Source organism: Syntrophus sp. (in: bacteria) (assembly GCF_040768185.1).
Taxonomy (GTDB): Bacteria; Desulfobacterota; Syntrophia; order Syntrophales; family Syntrophaceae; genus Syntrophus; species Syntrophus buswellii.
Genome location: NZ_JAXGNC010000014.1, coordinates 61,976 through 79,458, shown reverse-complemented (window position 1 = coordinate 79,458; position 17,483 = coordinate 61,976). Strand labels below are relative to the sequence as shown.

The 17,483-nt window shown below is 57.6% G+C and carries 17 protein-coding genes; 11 read left to right on the top strand and 6 right to left on the bottom strand.

The annotated features are described in order from the left end of the window. Positions 1-432: 432 nt before the first annotated feature. From AB3175_RS12415 to AB3175_RS12405, 3 genes are all read left to right on the top strand, one after another. Positions 433-1,026, top strand: a complete 594-nt coding sequence (locus tag AB3175_RS12415; protein ID WP_367361263.1) for a VOC family protein — start codon at positions 433-435, stop codon at positions 1,024-1,026. Between the two features lie 497 nt (positions 1,027-1,523). Next, positions 1,524-2,081, top strand: coding sequence for a hypothetical protein (locus AB3175_RS12410; protein WP_367361262.1), 558 nt, complete (start codon positions 1,524-1,526; stop codon positions 2,079-2,081). Between the two features lie 187 nt (positions 2,082-2,268). Then, positions 2,269-2,514 (top strand): hypothetical protein, encoded by a 246-nt coding sequence (locus AB3175_RS12405; protein WP_367361261.1) that lies wholly within the window; start codon positions 2,269-2,271, stop codon positions 2,512-2,514. A 66-nt stretch (positions 2,515-2,580) separates the two neighbouring features. Here AB3175_RS12405 and AB3175_RS12400 read toward each other — a convergent pair whose 3' ends face one another. Continuing rightward, positions 2,581-2,847 carry a rhodanese-like domain-containing protein gene (locus AB3175_RS12400; protein ID WP_367361260.1) on the bottom strand — a complete coding sequence of 89 codons (267 nt, stop codon included), beginning with the start codon at positions 2,845-2,847 and terminating at the stop codon, positions 2,581-2,583. 438 nt (positions 2,848-3,285) lie between these two features. On the opposite strand from AB3175_RS12400, the gene glgP reads away from it, so the two are divergent. The 7 genes from glgP (at position 3,286) to AB3175_RS12365 (ending at position 11,198) form a co-directional block, all read left to right on the top strand. After that, positions 3,286-5,853, top strand: a complete 2,568-nt coding sequence (gene glgP, locus AB3175_RS12395; protein WP_367361259.1) for an alpha-glucan family phosphorylase — start codon at positions 3,286-3,288, stop codon at positions 5,851-5,853. Between the two features lie 52 nt (positions 5,854-5,905). After that, a complete protein-coding gene (locus AB3175_RS12390) occupies positions 5,906-7,810 on the top strand; it encodes a DUF4914 family protein (protein ID WP_367361258.1) in 1,905 nt (634 codons plus the stop codon). Between the two features lie 332 nt (positions 7,811-8,142). Continuing rightward, entirely contained in the window at positions 8,143-8,349 is a 207-nt protein-coding gene (locus tag AB3175_RS12385; RefSeq protein ID WP_367361257.1) for a cytoplasmic protein, read from the top strand. 99 nt (positions 8,350-8,448) lie between these two features. After that, complete coding sequence (locus AB3175_RS12380) at positions 8,449-9,324, top strand: thiamine pyrophosphate-dependent enzyme (RefSeq protein ID WP_367361256.1); 876 nt, start codon at positions 8,449-8,451, stop codon at positions 9,322-9,324. Next, a complete protein-coding gene (gene porA, locus AB3175_RS12375) occupies positions 9,321-10,433 on the top strand; it encodes a pyruvate ferredoxin oxidoreductase (RefSeq protein ID WP_367361255.1) in 1,113 nt (370 codons plus the stop codon). The genes AB3175_RS12380 and porA overlap by 4 nt, the downstream gene beginning before the upstream one ends. Beyond that, a complete protein-coding gene (locus tag AB3175_RS12370; protein WP_367361254.1) occupies positions 10,426-10,953 on the top strand; it encodes a 2-oxoacid:acceptor oxidoreductase family protein in 528 nt (175 codons plus the stop codon). The genes porA and AB3175_RS12370 overlap by 8 nt, the downstream gene beginning before the upstream one ends. Further along, positions 10,950-11,198, top strand: a complete 249-nt coding sequence (locus AB3175_RS12365) for a 4Fe-4S binding protein (RefSeq protein WP_367361253.1) — start codon at positions 10,950-10,952, stop codon at positions 11,196-11,198. The genes AB3175_RS12370 and AB3175_RS12365 overlap by 4 nt, the downstream gene beginning before the upstream one ends. Before the next feature lie 7 nt (positions 11,199-11,205). Here AB3175_RS12365 and AB3175_RS12360 read toward each other — a convergent pair whose 3' ends face one another. From AB3175_RS12360 to AB3175_RS12350, 3 genes are all read right to left on the bottom strand, one after another. Continuing rightward, entirely contained in the window at positions 11,206-11,961 is a 756-nt protein-coding gene (locus AB3175_RS12360; protein ID WP_367361252.1) for a flagellar motor protein MotB, read from the bottom strand. Further along, entirely contained in the window at positions 11,958-12,791 is an 834-nt protein-coding gene (locus AB3175_RS12355) for a motility protein A (RefSeq protein ID WP_367361251.1), read from the bottom strand. Before AB3175_RS12355 ends, AB3175_RS12360 begins: the two co-directional genes overlap by 4 nt. Before the next feature lie 163 nt (positions 12,792-12,954). Then, positions 12,955-14,406 (bottom strand): alanine/glycine:cation symporter family protein, encoded by a 1,452-nt coding sequence (locus AB3175_RS12350; protein ID WP_367361250.1) that lies wholly within the window; start codon positions 14,404-14,406, stop codon positions 12,955-12,957. A 144-nt stretch (positions 14,407-14,550) separates the two neighbouring features. Between AB3175_RS12350 and AB3175_RS12345 the strand changes: the two genes are divergently transcribed. Further along, positions 14,551-15,426 (top strand): thioesterase family protein, encoded by an 876-nt coding sequence (locus tag AB3175_RS12345; RefSeq protein ID WP_367361249.1) that lies wholly within the window; start codon positions 14,551-14,553, stop codon positions 15,424-15,426. 79 nt (positions 15,427-15,505) lie between these two features. Here the strand turns inward: AB3175_RS12345 and AB3175_RS12340 are convergent, their stop codons facing one another. Both AB3175_RS12340 and AB3175_RS12335 read right to left on the bottom strand, forming a co-directional pair. Next, on the bottom strand, positions 15,506-16,111 hold the full coding sequence (locus AB3175_RS12340; protein WP_367361248.1) for a DUF2238 domain-containing protein: 606 nt from the start codon (positions 16,109-16,111) through the stop codon (positions 15,506-15,508). Between the two features lie 224 nt (positions 16,112-16,335). Beyond that, entirely contained in the window at positions 16,336-17,391 is a 1,056-nt protein-coding gene (locus AB3175_RS12335) for a DUF5675 family protein (protein WP_367361247.1), read from the bottom strand. Positions 17,392-17,483 lie beyond the last annotated feature (92 nt).

The following is a 17,483-nucleotide window of genomic DNA, read 5'->3' as shown; positions in this document are numbered from 1 at the left end:
GGAGTGTCGCCCGGGTCCGGCGGCATGCGCGCACCAGGCCGACAAGAAGATGAACATTGCTTGACGTATGGTAAAGCAAGTACGGTGCCAGCACATCCTTCTCGGACTATTTTTGACCGATGGGGCCTGAAAACCGGTTGATCCCATGACGCATCATCCATCGATTCCTCGAGAAATTTCTGCCTTGAACCAGTTGACCGGCAGGCCTCATGCCCAGAAACAATTGGGAATCACGCGGGAAAATGCCTCTAAACTTTCATGCTTCCCTTTAGCCCCGGTTCCTGTATATAAATCGGCAGTCCATCCCTGTCCGCCGCGGGAGGCGGCCGAAGGGAAATGGAGAACAGAGAGGGACCGTCAGAAAGCCGTTGTGATATCGTCGGAAGTGGCCTCGCACGGTCCTCGAAATAATGGTGACTGGGAGGAACGGTTTTGATTTCGAGAATAGACCATGTATCGCTTGCGGTAAGAGACCAGAAAAGAGCGGAACACTTTTTCCGGGACGTATTGGGGGCTGTTGCCTGCGTCGGCTCCATGGGGAGCCCCCAGATGAAGTACTTCTGGCAGATCTTTTCCCTGGGCGATCTGTCCCGGCTGGAGATCATCTCACCTACGGGAAAGGGAAGCTATCTTGAGGGGTTTCTGAAGCACAGGGAAGGCGGCGTCCACCACATCACGCTCCAGACACCGGATCTCCGCAGAACGATGAAGCATCTCGAGGAAAAGGGCATCCCCTTTTTTGGATACAACGAGTATTACGGCGCTGTGTGGAAGGAGATTTTCATCCATCCCCGCCATGCCTTCGGGGTCCTGATACAAATTGCGGAGTTTGACCCGGATGACTGGCTGTCGGAAGCGGTCAAGCTCCCCCGGGAAAAAAGGTGGCAGATTGAAAAAACGGACATGGGGGCAACCCTCATTTTTTCACATCCCGGGGGCGGCAGAGTCCGGCTGACCTTTGATCGTGACGAACTGAAGGAACTGACAGCGGAACTTGAAACGGCAGTCTCGAAGGATTCCCCCTGATGTTACAGGGAGCTACTGAAAAGGCGCAGACCTGCCGGCTGTCCGTATAACCATTACGGACAAAACCTGAGGGCCAAACGTCATTTCCCGCGCCGGAACGTAAAGTAAAGGCCAAGAGGCTCAAGCTGCGTAAGAGTTTTGGCCTTTGAAAATTCAGGGTAAACCCGATTGCATCGGGCTTCAATATCGTTTAAAGTTAAAACAGCGTTTATTGATTCCCGGTTTCCGGGCTCCCCCGCAGGGGGCACAGGATGGAAACCGACACGACCCTGTTCTCATCGATCATTTTTCCATTCCGTTGCCGAGTCTGCAGGGATCCGGACTGGCAGACAAGGGGGGAGGTGATTTCTCGCACCAGACGAACGTTCGATACAACTCGGGGAAAGGGTTTTTACAGCATCGCTCAACAGTTCTTCCAAGATGATACCAGGCATCCTCGAGCAGGGGAAACCGTTCCGAACACAGGAAATGATCCGACGGATGCAGAGGAGGAAACCATGAAAAAAGTTTTTATCTTGTCTTTCTGTTTGCTTTTCGGCCTGTTCGCTTTTGCAACCAACAGTGTTGCCGACCAGTGGCTGGATGAGGTTGTGTCATTCGACCGACCGGCGGGATCCTCGAGTGCAGGCGGCCCGGCCGAGTATGCCCTGGGCCCCAACGACGGAAATCACGTTTCCATTGACATCCCGGAAACCCTTATCCTTGCCTTTACAGACAATACAGCCTACGACGGAGCCGGCAACGACCTCAAAATCTATCAGGTGATAGGTGGCGATTCGAATGTCGACATCTACGCAAGCAAGGACAACATCACCTATGTTTACCTGGGTCGGACCGCCTACGATGTGGAGTATGACTTGAGCAGCTACTCCGGCCTTCCGTATGTGAATTATCTGAAATTCGTAGGGCTGGACAATGGAGGAGCCGTTGCGGGCTTTGATCTGGACGCGGTGGAAGCCCTCAATTCAGGCGCACCTGTACCCCTTCCGCCTGCCGTGCTCCTGCTCGGTTCAGGCCTGGTCGGCCTTATCGGGTTGAGAAGCAGAAAGTCTTGATCCTGCACATGAACAGGGAAATCCGGATTCAGGAGGATGGCCTCGTCTTCTAAGGGGGTGTCATCTCCAGGAGGCCGTTCTTTGCCGATGGGGGACTGAGTTCTCCGAAAATAATCATTGCAAAAACAAGAAAGGCGCATTTTCATGCGCCTTTCTTGACGTTGATTTCCTAGGAGGTTTGCCGGTCATGCCGAATCACGACAGAGAAAAAATAAAATCCATCATCGCAGAGCCTCCCGCCAGCATCTCCGATTTCATGGACGCCTTCGACATTGTAACCGACGGCATCGATTACGCCCTGCAATCCTTCCTGACCACCGAGGACGAAAAAGCCTTTCTGCGCCGGTTGTTGAGCCGTCTTCATGGCGACCGTGACCGCCTCATCATCGAACATTATATCCTCAGCTCGACCTCCCCGGGCTGTTTCTCCTGATCTCACTCCGACACTCCGGTGCAGGCGCGCCCAATTTCCCGCCGGATCGGGGATGGCGGATGCGGTTCACTTCACGATTCTGATCTTGAGGACCCTGGCGGCATTTTCCATGGAACCCAGATTGACAACATCGCTGTATCCCAGCTTTTCGAGGGTTTCCTTGGCGATCTGCACCCGCCTTCCGGTTCTGCAGTAGAGATAGATTTTCTGTGATTTGTCTCCGGACACGGACGCTATTTTTTCAGCAATCCGCCCATAGGGTATCCATACGGCGCCTTCAAGATGGCCGTTGTTCCATTCCGCCTCCGTCCGCACATCGACAACGGCACTCACGACCGCACCGAGGCGCGCAAAGGCCGCGATAAAGAACCGGGGGCCATCGGGATCGTCAATGCCGGGCAGCTTATCCTTTTCATGCGTTCCTCATCATTTCGGCACGGCACCGGCAGAAGAATTATACCGGCAGCGGCTTTCAGTGATCCAATGCCGTCGCAAAGACGGACAGTAGAAATTTGCGAACCTGAAAGCAAATTCTTCTTGACACACCATCCTGTTTCCGGTAAAGGCGCTACAACTATAGCCTTAATCATATCTATTCAACATCAATTCTCTCCTTGACCGGAATCAAGGAATCCGTAGCGGAGCTCAATTATCTTTTTCAATATTTCATTTGACTGAGCAGTTGGCAAGGCTTTATTCCTCTCATTACACGAGGAGTAACCTGAAGGAAATCTTCAGCAGGCCGCTGACATCTCAGAAAGGAAGAGTCCTATGCACCCAGGCACACCCTTTGTTATCGAGGTCAATCCTCACATTCCGCAACGCCTGTCCCGGCTTACCGAACTGGCGGACAACCTCTGGTACAGCTGGGATCAGCCCACCCGCACCCTTTTTGCCCGCCTCCACTCGGGCCTCTGGGACAAGGTGAAGCACAATCCAAAGGCCTTCCTCAAACGGGTGGACGAAGAACGGCTGAACGCAGCGGCGGATGACCATATTTTCCGGAGCAACTACAATCGCGTCCTCTCGGCTTTCGACACGTACATGAGGGAGCCTCAATGCCTGGACATGTCCCTTGACCTCAAGCCGGATGATCTGATCGCCTATTTCTGTGCAGAGTTCGGCTTTCACGAGAGCTTTCCCGTCTATTCAGGGGGGCTGGGCATCCTGGCCGGCGACCATTGCAAGTCCGCTTCCGATCTGCGTCTGCCTTTCGTTGCCGTAGGGCTGCTGTATCGCCAGGGCTACTTTTCCCAGCATATCGACAGCGACGGGCACCAGATCGCCACCTACACCGATTCCGATTTCGAAGATTTGCCCGTTAATCCCGCTCTGACTGAAGATGGCAGGGAGCTTCATGTTACCATCGAACTGCCTGGCCGCAACGTCGAAGTGAAGGTCTGGGAAGCGCAGGTCGGCCATGTGCGCCTGTGCCTCCTTGATACCGATCTGCCCGGAAACTGGTCCGAGGACCGCAACATCACCCATCGGCTCTACGGCGGAGATCTGCACACGCGCATTCAGCAGGAGATCGTGCTGGGCATCGGAGGCGCACGCGCTTTGGAGCAGCTTGGTTTGAAACCGACCGTTTACCACATCAACGAAGGGCATGCCGCCTTTCTCGTCGTGGAGCGCATCCGCCGCAAGATGAAAGCAGCCGGACTCTCCTTCCATGCCGCCCTTGAGATCGTGGCGGCCAGCACGGTGTTTACCACCCATACTCCGGTTCCAGCCGGCCATGACCACTTCGCAGAGGACATGATCTGGGACTACTTCCGGGAAACCTGCAACGACCTGGGCCTGCAGCGCGAAGAATTTCTGAAGCTCGGCGGCGCAGGTTACGGCCAGGAGTTCAACATGACCAAACTGGCGCTCAGCGGATCACGCTTCCATAACGGTGTTTCCCGGATCCACGGGCAGGTTTCCTCGCGCATCCTTTCCGACATGTGGCCGCAGGTGCTCCCCGAGGAGTCGCCCATGGACTACATTACCAACGGCGTCCACGTTTCCACCTTCCTGGCCCAGGAATGGCAGGATCTTTTCGACAGCCAGCTTGGTTACGAATGGCGCCGGCTCCGAATGGATGCGGATTTCGACAACGCTTTCTGGGAGAAGGTGGCGGACATACCGGACCATCTCTTCTGGGCCGCGCACCAGACGCTGAAGGCCAAGATGCTGTCTTCCGTGCGCGATGTCGTGACCAACCAGCATATGCGCATTTTCGGGTCCGTAGCCCGCCTGGAACGCATGCTCAAGTTCACCAATCCTCTCGACCCCAACGTGCTGACCATCGGCTTTGCCCGCCGCTTCGCCACATACAAGCGCGCCACGCTGCTCTTTGAGAACATGGACTGGCTTCGTTCCACGCTCAAGAATGACGACCGGCCCGTCCTCTTCATCTTTGCCGGCAAGGCCCACCCCGACGACAAGCCCGCCCAGGAACTCATCCGCCGCATCTACGACATATCGCGCTGGCCGGAATTCGAAGGGAACCTGCTCATGGTGGAAGGCTACAACCTGAGCCTGGCCCGCCGCCTCGTTGCCGGCTGTGACGTGTGGCTGAACAATCCCATCTACCCGATGGAAGCCTCGGGAACCTCCGGTATCAAGGCTGCCATGAACGGCGTGATCAACCTGTCGGTTACCGACGGCTGGTGGGACGAGGGCTATGACGGAAGCAATGGGTGGGCCATCAAGCCCGCCCCGGAATACTTCGACGACACCCGACGCGATCAGGAGGACAGCCGCGACCTCTACGAAGTGCTGCAGGACCAGGTCATCCCCATGTACTATCGCCGCAATGAACTGGGCTTCTCCAACGAATGGGTGCGCATGGCCAAACTCTCCATTATCACCCTCCTGCCGAGTTTCAGTTCGACCCGGATGGTCATGGAATACGTAAACAAGTTCTACGGACCCGCCTCACGCCAGTGGCGGCGTTATTCCGCGGGCATCTTCTCCGTGGCACAGAATCTCGCCGACTGGAAGGCCAAAGTGAGGCAGGCATGGAGCGGCGTCCGTATCCGCCGTCTCAGTGATCCCCAGAGGCGCATCCTCTTCGGGGAAAGCGCGCCCCTCAAGATCTCGGCAGACTTGAACGGGCTGGCACCGGAAGACGTCAAGGTGGAGGTGCTCCTGGGCCGCGCATCCAAGAACGGCAGGGACAAAAAGTTGCAGACCATGTGCATGAAACCGCTGGAGCGGATAGGTCAGGAATGGGTGTTCCATCTGGAGCTGAACCCGGAGATGTGCGGCAAGCTGCTCTACCGGGTCCGGATCTATCCCTACAATCAGTACCTGACACACCCCTTCGAAACAGGATTGATGGTCTGGCTGTAAAACCGAGCAGCGGGGGACATTCGTTTCCCGGGAATGATACCGGAAGAGAGAGATGCCTGAACGGACAAAACATGCGATGTTAGACCGGCTGAAGCTGCCTGAAGAAGTGGCTGAAATCCTGGCAGGCTGCAGAAGCCTTTTGTGGGTGAACGCCATCGAAGATTTTCAGACCTTTTTTGCCGCCCTGAAGGATAAACAGCAGGCGGTCGAATACGATGTGCCCGGCAGGGGCACTGTGCAGGAGGCATTTGTCTGCAGGGTCAAGAACGGCATCTCGGTGAATTACCGCGAATCCTACATGCGCAGGCGGGATCCCGACAGCATGCTCATCGGCGACGAACTTCCGACCGACAAAGTGAGGTTCCAGGATGTTTATTCCCGGGATTTCTCACCAATCAGGGAAGAAACATTCCGCTGGTTGAGGCGGCAGGATCTGGCGGCCTTCGCCTTTCTTGCCGGGCAGAAGGAGTGTGGCATCCCTTCGATCGCCCTCGTACCCGCCAATGCCTGGTTTTTCGCCTTCGGGCTGGCCATGCTCCAGGGGATCGTCGACCTTTCAAAAGCCGAGAAGAAATTTGCACCGAGGTGTTTTCTCTATGTCGCACCGCCCTTCCGGCATCTCCATTTCGACGGGAAACAGAGGGTCGTGCACCGCCGAACCCGCAGCACCTACGAGATCTTCAGCTACAACCTCTACCCGGGCCCCAGCGCCAAGAAGGGCGTTTACGGGGCCCTGCTCCATTTCGGCGAGCGGGAGGGCTGGGTCACCGCCCATGCGTCCGTCGTCCAGGTCGTAACGCCGTACAACATCAAAGTGACCATCATGCACGAGGGGGCAAGCGGCAGCGGCAAGAGCGAAATGAACGAGCACATTCACCGGGAATACGACGGATCGATTTTATTCGGCAGCAACATCGTCACCGGGGAGAGCATGCACTTCGTGATTCCGAAAGGCTGCAATCTTCGGCCCGTTACGGACGACATGGCCCTGTGCCATCCCGCCATTCAGAAAGGCAACGGCAAGCTGACGGTTGCCGACGCTGAACATTCCTGGTTTATCCGCGTTGATCACATCAAGGAATACGGAACGGACCCGGATATCGAGGCGCGCTCCATTCGTCCCAGTGAACCGCTCCTGTTCATCAATATCGATGCCCAGCCGAACAGCACCGCCCTGCTGTGGGACCATATTCTCGATGAAGGATCGAGGCCCTGCCCCAATCCCCGCTTTATCCTGCCCCGCAGTATCGTTCCCGATGTCACGAACCAGCCTGTCAGCATCGACATCAGGAGCTTCGGCGTGCGCACTCCGCCGTGCACGCGGGAAAAACCCAGCTATGGGATTATCGGCGTGTTCCATATCCTGCCCCCGGCAGTCGCCTGGCTGTGGAGGCTGGTTTCGCCGCGGGGGTACGACAACCCCAGCATCACGGATACGGAGGGACTCGGCTCCGAGGGAGTCGGCTCATTCTGGCCCTTTGCGGCAGGCTTGCAGACCCGGTTCGCCAATCTTCTTCTGAGGCAGTTCGTGGATTCGCCGAAAGTGCAGTACATCCTCTGCCCCGTCCAGCACATCGGCTCCTGGAGAGTGGGGTTTGTTCCGGAATGGATTGCCCGGGAATACCTGGCCCGGCGCGGCGGGGCGCGTTTTGCATCCGACGAGATCAGCGAGTCTTCGTTGCCCCTCCTGGGTTACCAACTGGAGAAGCTCATTATCGAGGGATTTTCCTTTCCGAAATCCTTTTTGGATCCCTCCCTTCAGCCCCAGGTCGGAAGGGAAGCCTTCGATGAAGGGGCTGGAATTCTGAGGGACTACTTTACCCGGGAGCTGAAGCCCTTTATTTCAGATGACCTTGATCCCCTGGGGCGAAGAATCATCGACTGTTTTCTTTCGGGAGGCGGCACAGCGGACTTCGAAGGCCTCATCGAGCATGAAAGCCTGTTGACTGAAGACTGACCCCGGATCTGCAGTCAGGTGTTTTTTCCTCAATCCGCCGGCAAGGGGAGGGCCTCTTTCAAACTTCCCCAAACGCGACCCGCCCCGATCAAGGATTCCCCGGGAGGTTCCGAAGTCTCATCTTTCCTTTTCCGTGAGCCCCTCCCCCTGCCGTAACCTTCTGTTGAACCGCCTCTCTGCATTCTTCTCTTTTTCATCGCGCCGATCCGGAGCTTGGAATCTGCTCGCGTCCACGTCTCCTTCTGGACAGTGAAATATATGACAAAAAAACTTTTAACATTTCGAATAATCGGCATATACTACAGAAAAAGAAACGTGATGGGAGCATAAAAATGAAATTGAATTTGACACGAGAAATGAAAGATTACGTGAAAATCACTTACGATACAGATCACTTCAACGTTATGTTCGGCAAGAACAATCCCCTTTCAAGAAAGTACTATTCCGTTGACGACATGCTGAAGGAATTCCACGAAAATAAAATTGAAAGCGCCGATTTCGACGATGAAGCGCATGAAATCTTCAAGCAGGCATTTTGACCCCCTTTTTTAAATTCGGTTTTGAACGCCCATGGGCAACGGGACCTGAGCGAAAAAGATCTTTCGCACCCCTTTTGTAGGCAGAGGAGGGATTTCGCCGTGAAAATCCCCGAAGAGGAATACCTGCTGAAATGCACCGCCGCCTGCGCGGGATGCAGCGATTCGCTGACCCTGCGTTACGTGCTCAAGGCGGCGGGGCCCGACACGGTCCTGGTCGTACCTGCATGCTGCACGAGCGTGATCCAGGGGGCCTACCCGTACACGGCCTTCAATCTTACCGTAGTGAACATCGCCTTCGCCGCTGCCGCCGCCTGCGCCTCCGGCATGTCGGAGGCGTTGCGCGCCCTGGGCAGAAAAACCCATGTCATCGTCTACGCCGGGGACGGCGGGACCCTCGACATCGGCATCCAGTCCCTGTCCGGGGCCTTCGAACGGGGCACCGATTTCCTTTACATCTGCTATGATAACGAGGCGTACGGGAATACCGGCATGCAACGGTCCGGCGGAACGCCCCTCGGAGCCCGCACAACCACGACACCCATGGGCAAAAGACATCAAAAGAAGGACATCGATGCGATTGTCGCGGCCCACGACCCGCCCTTCATGGCCACCGCCTGCCCCGCCTATCCCCGGGATCTCTTCCAGAAAGTCCGAAATGCCCTCACGTTCCGGGGCCCCTCCTTTATTCACGTCCTCGCCCCCTGCCCTCCCGGCTGGCGCTTCCCCCCTGAAAAATCCGTTGAGATGGGAAAGCTGGCGGTGAAAACAGGGATGTGGGTCCTCTATGAACGCCGGCATGGAAAGCTGTCCCTCTCGGCACCATCCAAAACAGCCTTGAAGAATCCGGCGCCCCTGGAAGAGTACCTGTCCCCGCAAGGCCGGTTTGAAGGGATGGACGGGGCCGACATTGAAGCGCTTAAGCGGCATATCTCAGAGAACCTGCTGAAGCTGGCTTCCGAGGAGGCGAAAGGATGAAGACCATCGCAACGGGAAACAAGGCCGTCGCCGAAGCCGTCCAACAGGCCCGGCCGGCGGTGATCGCCGCCTACCCGATCACACCCCAGACGGCCATCATCGAACAGATCGCCAAGGCGGTGTCTTCAGGAACGCTGAACAGCCGTTTCATCTCCGTGGAAAGCGAGCATTCCGCCATGGCGGCGTGCATCGGCGCGAGCCTCACGGGCGTCCGGACCTTTACGGCCACCAGCTCCCAGGGCCTCCTGTACATGCATGAAATGACAAACTGGGCTGCAGGTTCGCGGCTTCCCATTGTCATGGCCAATGTAAACCGCGCCGTAGCTCCGGGATGGAACATCTGGGCGGACCATACCGATGCGCTTCAGGAACGGGACACCGGCTGGCTTCAGGTCTATGCGGGCTCCGTGCAGGAGGCCTACGATGCCGTTCTGATGGCTTTTCCAATCGCCGAGCACGAGGATGTCCTTCTTCCCGTCATGGTCAATCTCGACGGATTCGCCTTGAGCCATATTTTTCAGCCGCTGGAAACGGTGGAGGTGGGAGATTTTATCGCCCCCCTGCATCTCCCCCATGCCATAGACACCCGGGACCCAGCCGGCTACGGGGTTCTGACCGGCCCCGAATCGTATTTCAAATTCCGCTGGGACATCGAGCGCTCCATGCGCGACTCGGTCAACGTCATCCAATCCGTCCAGGAGGACTTTTCCCGCCGCTTCGGCCGGAGCTACGGCTTTACGGAGGATTATCTCTGCAGCGACGCCGAGGTGGTCGTGATGGCCATGGGGACGCTGGGGAAGGAGGCCGAGATCGCCGTGGATCTGCTCCGCGTAGAAGGGATCAAGGCCGGTTCGATGCGCCTGCGCTGGCTGCGCCCCTTCCCGGAATTGAATCTCGCCGGCAGGGAGGTTGTCGTCATCGACCGCAGTTACTCCTTCGGGTTTGGAGGCGTTCTCGCCACATCCGTCCGCTCCCGGATAAAAAGAGAGGTTTACAGCGTCATCGCCGGTCTCGGCGGGCAGGAAGTGTCCTATGAAGACATCGCCGGTTTTGTCCGCAGGCGCTGCATCGGCCGGGAAGACTGGTTCGGGGTGAACGGCCATGTTTGAGATCCGCATTCATTCCAGAGGCGGTCAGGGCGGGGTAACGGCCTCACGGCTTGTTGCCCTGGCCGCGATCCATGACGGGAAGTATGCGACCGCCTGCGTGTTTTACAGCCCCCAGCGCCGCGGAGCCCCGGTCATTTCCTTCGTCCGGATAGACGATTTCCCCGTCAGGATCTACAGCCACATCCAGAACCCCGATCTCGTCGTGATCCTCGACAAGGGCCTTTTGGAGACCGTCGATGTCTTCCAGAAATTAAAAAAGGGCGGAAAAATTTTGATCAACAGCAGCGAGGGGAAAATTTTTCCGGGGTTTTCCTCCAGCCATGCCGATCTGACCCAAATCGCCCACAGGGAACGTCTCGTTGTCGCCGGTTACCTGATTTTGAACACGCCGCTGCTGGGGGCTCTTGCGCGAATGGGCGTCGTCTCCCTGGATTCGGCAAGAAAGGCGATCCGGGAGATGTTCCCCGATCCGCGCAATATCCGGGCTGCGGAAGCGGCCTATCGGGAGATGAGCCCATGAGCCGGGATCGTCAGCGCCTAGCCATAAGCAGGCCGAAACAGGGGGCTGCCGGAAAGACCGGCGCCTGGCGGGTCTTCAAGCCGGTCCGGGACGAGGGGAAATGCAATCGGTGCGGCCTCTGCGCGCTGTACTGCCCCGATTCCGTCATCGATGAGGATCTTGAGATTGACCTGGAATTCTGCAAAGGCTGCGGCATCTGCGCCAACGAATGCCCGAAAAAGGCGATCACCATGGTCCGGGATTAACGATGCTTCAGCGGGAATTTGTCGTCGGCAGGATAAACTGGATCTCCACGCGGCGGTTTTTCAGGCGATTCTCATCCCGATTATTGGCATAAAGGGGACGATACTCGCCAAAGCCCTTCACGGACAGACGGGATGGAGCAACCCCCAGGCCGATGAGCGCCCTGGCCACCTGGGTGGCCCGATCGACGGAGAGTTCCCAATTGGAAGGATAGCGGGTGTTGCGGATCGGCTGATCGTCTGTGTGACCCTGTACCTCCAGCACAAGATCCGGCCGCTCCTGTACGAAAGAGGCCACCGTTTCCAGCGTCGCCCGGCTCGAGGACTTCAGTCGGGCATATCCCGGATCAAAGACAATTTCCTCGGGAAAGGTCAGCGTGACCAGGTCGGCTTCCCGCTTTACGGATACGTCACGCTGGCGTTGCTCCCGGTTCAGCAGGGCGGCCAGCTCCTTTTCAAGAGACTCTGACCGTCCGTGCCGGGATGGAACCGTGTCGGCCGCCGTGTCGCTTCCGCTCCGCATCCCGCTGGTTTCCGGTCCGGGGGAAAGCTTCGGAACGCGCTTCTGAAGTTCCATGCTGAAAAGAATCACAAAAAAAATCACGAGAAGCAAAAGCAGATCGCTGAGCGTAATCAGCCAGATATCGGTCCCCCTGTTCGTCTCCCCACGGTAGTCGGAACCGAGGGGTTTCAGGGTCGTTCTCTTCAGGGGCAGCGGTTCGCTTCCATCCCTCCGCGGCGGGGCGCCAGCCCGGGCGGTCCTCATGACGAGGCGCCGGCCACCTGGATTTCAGGGGCTCTCAGAACAACCATCTCGGGCCGGGAGAAAATGGGGGCGGATTGCAGAACGCCTTGGGACGAAGAGGAAAGGGACTCCAGTTTATACTTGATGGCGACGGGATTTTCCATGTCGTAAAGATCCAGGATGCCCTCCTGGATCAGGTCGAGACGGGCCGCCTCCTGATCCATGAATTCCCGGAGCCTGTTGGACAAGGGAAGCAGGCAGAGGTTAGCCAGGACGACACCGTAGAAGGTGCTGAGAAGGGCAATGGCCATGTACCCGACCAGGTTATGCGCATCGGCGATGTGCCCGAAGGTGCGGATCAGGCTGACGATCGTCCCCGTCAGTCCAAGCGCCGGGGCAAGCCGCGCCATGCTGCAGACCATCTTGTCGGAGGCTTCATACTGGCTGTACAGGATCTGGGCCTCCTTCTTCAGGATCTGCTCAACCTCTGCTCTGGAATACCGGTAGCTGATGTATCCCACGGCTGTTTTCAGATAGCCCTCGGGAAGACGATCGCCCATCTGCTCCAGGGCTCGAATCCCCCTTTTCTGATAGGTGCGGGCCAGGGTCACAATGGTATTGCGCGTCCAATCGTTCTCACTTCCCGATGAAAAGGCCTTTTTCAGGAGCATGGCGGTCCACAGCAGCCTTCTCCAGGGATAGGCGAGCAGAGTGGCGGCAAGCGTTCCCAGGCAGACAATTCCCAGGGCGCTGAGGTTGGAGGCGATTCCCACGGTTTCCAGCTCAAGATGAAAGGCCGCGAAGAAGAGGGCAATGGAAATAAGAATCGAAAGGATCATTTGTGGAATCATGGATAACCTCCGGACTGCTGTATTTTGACCCATAAATAGCAAAATACCTGCCATGCGTTCCGGCCGTCATCCGCAAACACAACCATTCAGGATAATTATAGAATTATCATTTCACTCCTCCGGATATCCAGCGGCCCGAACGGGCGACCCGGCATTATTTTCCTCAGGGAGCATCATCCCACGGCTTCCGCACCGGTTCCGGCAAGGGATCACGTTCGGCCGGCAGAGGTCCATCCGGCCTGTCCAGCTCCATGATCGCCTCCGGCGCATAATCATCCAGACGATTTTCCCAGAGATACCTGCGGGTCTCAGCTACGATGACGCCGTTCAGGAGGAAAAGTGAAACCAGGTTCGGAATCGCCATCAGGGCGTTCATCGCATCGGCCAGATCCCATACCAGCGGTACGGTGGACACGGACCCCAAAAACACGGCGATCACCCAGAGGCAGCGATAAGGCCGCACACCGATTTTGCCGAAGAGATATTCCACCGCCTTTTCACCGTAATAAGACCAGCCCAGGATTGTTGAAAAGACAAACGTCAGCAGCCCGCCCATCAGGATCATGGGACCGGCCACGGGGATAAGAGCGAAGGCCGCCTTCGTCAGGCTGGCGCCGTTTAAGCCCTCCATGCCCGCCGGCATGCGGACAATGCTGCTTACCACGACCAGCCCCGTCAAGGCGCAGACCACGACGGTGTCCCAGAAGGTCCCCGTGGCGGAAACCAGCGCCTGGCGGACCGGATTGCGGGTCTGCGCCGCAGCCGCCACGATGGGCGCCGAACCCAGACCGGATTCATTGGAGAAAAGCCCCCGGGCAATGCCGTAGCGCGCGGCCATCATCACCGTCGCCCCGGCAAACCCGCCGCCCGCCGCCTTGGCCGCAAAGGCATGATGAAAAATCAAGGACACAGCCTGCCCCAGGTAGGACGCGTTGATCACCAGGATGACCACGCAGCCGAGAATGTAGAAAACCGCCATAAAGGGTACCAGCAGCATACACACCCGGGCGATGGAGGTAATGCCGCCGAGAATGACCATGGCCGTGATGGCCGCCATGGCCAGGCCCGATACGGCGGGGGGCACGTTCATCGTTTCCTTTGCAAGGGAGGCAATGGAATTGGCCTGGACCATGTTGCCGATGCCGAAGGCGGCCAGGGCGGTAAAGACGCAGAACACCACCGCCAGCCATTTCATGTTCAACCCGTTCTCCAGGGCGTACATCGGCCCCCCCAGCATGCTGCCGTCGGAAGTTTTCACCCGGTACTTCACCGCCAGAAGGGCTTCCGAATACTTGGTGGCAATGCCGAACAGCCCTGTCAGCCACATCCACAGGACCGCCCCGGGGCCTCCCAGGGCAATCGCCGTGGCGACGCCCACGATGTTTCCCGTCCCTATGGTCGCCGCCAGGGCCGTGGACAGGGCTCCAAACTGGCTGACATCACCGGCCCCCTTCCGGTCCCTGCTGAAGGACAGCTTGATGGCTCTGCCGATGTGGCGCTGGAGAAAGCGCAACCGGTACGTCAGAAACAGGTGGGTGCCGAAGAGCAGCACCAGCATGGGCGGCCCCCAGAGATAACCGTTCAGCCAGCCAATAAAGGTATGAAAAAGCTCCATGAGTACAACCCCTCCCCGGACCCGGAATGAAGAAATGTTTTGTCTGCCCCCTTTATCATCTTATCGTGCGGATTTGCCAGAATAAGTATCGCAGCCCCTTGAATCCGGAACATTTCCATTGATGAAAGGAAACGATGATGTAAAATGACGATTGATCACGGAAGAGTTCCCGGAAACCGAACGACAGAGCTTCCGGGAATCAGGCCGTTCGGGAGGATCAAGGGGGAGAGGATGACGGAATTGCCGACCGCATTTTACAAGCAGCTGTCCGAAGGAGAATTTGAACCCACTGTCGCCACCCAGGGCCCCTGGTCTCCGGATTTTCAGCATGGAGGACCGCCATCGTCACTGTTGACGCACGCCCTGCGGATACACCCCGCAGCGTGTCCTTTCAGAATCATCAGGATCACGATTGAAATATTGAACGCGGTTCCGGTAACGCCCTGTGAGATCACGGTGGAGGTTGTTCGGGGCGGCAGAAGAATCGATCTTCTCAGGGGAGAGTACCGGTCAGGGGGCAAGACGTACCTGATCGCCCACGCATGGCGCGTCTTTTCCGAGGTCGGCCTGACCATGGCCACACCGGATGCCTATAGCGTGCCGTTACTCCCCGAGGCTCAGGCCCATGACCTCTATTCCATGTTCGGCAATTTCCCCTATGTTGAGGCCCTGGAGTGGAGATTTTCCAAGGGAGGATTTGATGCGCTGGGCCCTGCGACGGTCTGGACTCGACCGCGAATCCCTTTGATTGAGGACCAGGAAGTTGACGGGCTGGAAGCTCTTGTCCTGATGATTGATTCCGCTAACGGCATCAGCGCGGAGCTCGATTTCGACCAATGGACCTACGTCCCGGTGGATATGACGGTGGGAATCCTTCGCCCGCCGGAAGGGCCGTGGTTTGGAATGGAGGCACGGACAGCCATTGGAGACGATGGAAGCGGCCAAACGACCACCGTCGCATTCGACAGAAGGGGCACAGTGGGGCGCAGCTTACATACGCTGTTCATAAGGCCGAGATGATACCCGCCCTTTGCCGAATGTCCCGGTCACCCGAGGACTTCGGAGGTGCTGTCTCCGTTTTCCGTACAGATTTTTTGCATCACCGCTTCATCATTTTATCGTGCAGATCGGCCAGGGCGAGTATGGCCGCTCCCGCACCGACGAGGCAAAGAAACATATCGGACTGCGTGTCCCAGACATAGCCCTGGGTTCCCAGAAAGGCGTCCCCCTTGCTGCCACTCGACAGTGAAACCCACCATTCAACGAATTCATAGACCGCACTCGCCGCCAGGACGACTGAAACAGAAAGAAAATTGGTCCATGCCCTCCCGTTGACAACCGAGTTCCGGATCAGGACTTCCCTGGCAACGAGAACCGGAACGAAGCCCTGCATGAAATGCCCGATCTTGTCATAATTGTTCCGGCCGAAGATTCCCATGTCTCTCAGCCAGTTGAACCAGGGGACTTCGGCGTAGGTCCAGTGTCCGCCGATCATGAGAACCAGGGAATGGACCAGGAGAAGAAAATAAATGAGATGTGTGAACCGGAATTTTCGATATGTGACGGCCAGGATGCCAAAAGCGATCACGGCCGGCAGGATTTCCAGGAGCCAGGTCAACCTGTCCCTCGGGGATATTCCCGAGATCACGAGGGCCAGGAAAAAGATGACGACGTAGATGACAAGCGTCCGGTTCTCTTTCTGCATCCTTTTTTCTCGCAGGGCTGCGGCATCGCATCATGAGCCTGGCCCTTACTGATTGGCCAGACAGGCTATTTGCCTTTTTGGATGAGGGATTGTTCACCGGCGACCCAAGCGGGGGTTTCAACCTGTCTGGATCGAGCCGTGGGGAAGATAGCACCATGACGGCCGAAAATGCAAGCATCGCCGACGAGCCGCTTGGAAGGATGCAGGAATAAACTGAAAGATCATCACGGCGTTGTTTCTGTCGCCGGCGGATCAGTGATGTTGACTTCTATTCTCGCACCGGGGCCGGCGTTCTCTACTTCCTGTCGAATGATATCTCTGGCATCCCTGCTGTTGTTTACACGATCCACGCCCTCCGTCGTTCCGGGCAAAATGCATCCCGTGGTGTCCTCAGGAGTGTTCCCAGCATGGATCTGAATGTTGCCTCTTCCTGGAACCCCTTCAAGTTCGAGTCTCCATCCAAGAGGGCCGTCGGTTCTTACATGCGCCTGGTACGTACCCGCTGGGATCCTGCCTGCAGTGGCACTGTCGTTGGTGCTGGCATTTTCGCGGTCCGGCAGTTCCAGCGCCCGAAGGGTCTGAGTACCAACCTGAAGCTCGCCTTGAGTAGACTGTTCCGTTTCAAACTGCCTGTTGATATTGATGGTTACCGTCGCCGGCGGTGCCGGTGCTGCTTCCGGTGGCGGAACTTGCCTGTATAATGTCTGTGCCGCAGAAGAGTCCTGCATCATGGCAACCAGGTCCCGGGACGCCGTTGACCCGCCCTGCTGGACCACATGGGTAAGCTCGTGGGCCAGGAGCCGTCTCCCTTCTTCCGTACCGGGGGAGTATCGCCCCGCTCCGAAAGCGATGTCGGCCCCCAGGGTAAAGGCCTGGGCATTAAGCAGCCGGGCCGTTTCTCCAGCTGCGGAACCCGTGTGGACCCGCACCTGGCTGAAGTCGGCACCGAAGCGGGGCTCGAAAAAAGCCCGTTCCCCTTCGCCGAGGGGATCCCCGCCCCCCTCCAGGGAGCGCACCCGGTCCGTCAGTTCGTCGGATAGAGGGACTTCCCCTCCCTCCTCCGCCTTGAGACTGACGAGCTGTTCCTCTTCCTCCTCGGGAAGCTCGCCGTCGAACGGTTCGGTCTCCCCAGCCGGCATCGCCCGGACAGCGACGTCATCATGGATGATCGGCCCCGAGAGAGCCGCCCCGGGGGGTATTCGCATCATTTCATCAGCGACTCGATCGGCCTCCCGTTCGAAGACGTCCCGGGTTGCCCCGACCACCAGCCTGTTCCCCATCTCCGGCCTGCGGAGAATCTGCCGGATTTCCAGCCGGCCTGTACAAGGAGGGCTCCAGAAGGGTTCGCACGCCTGTCGAGTCCTTCGAACCG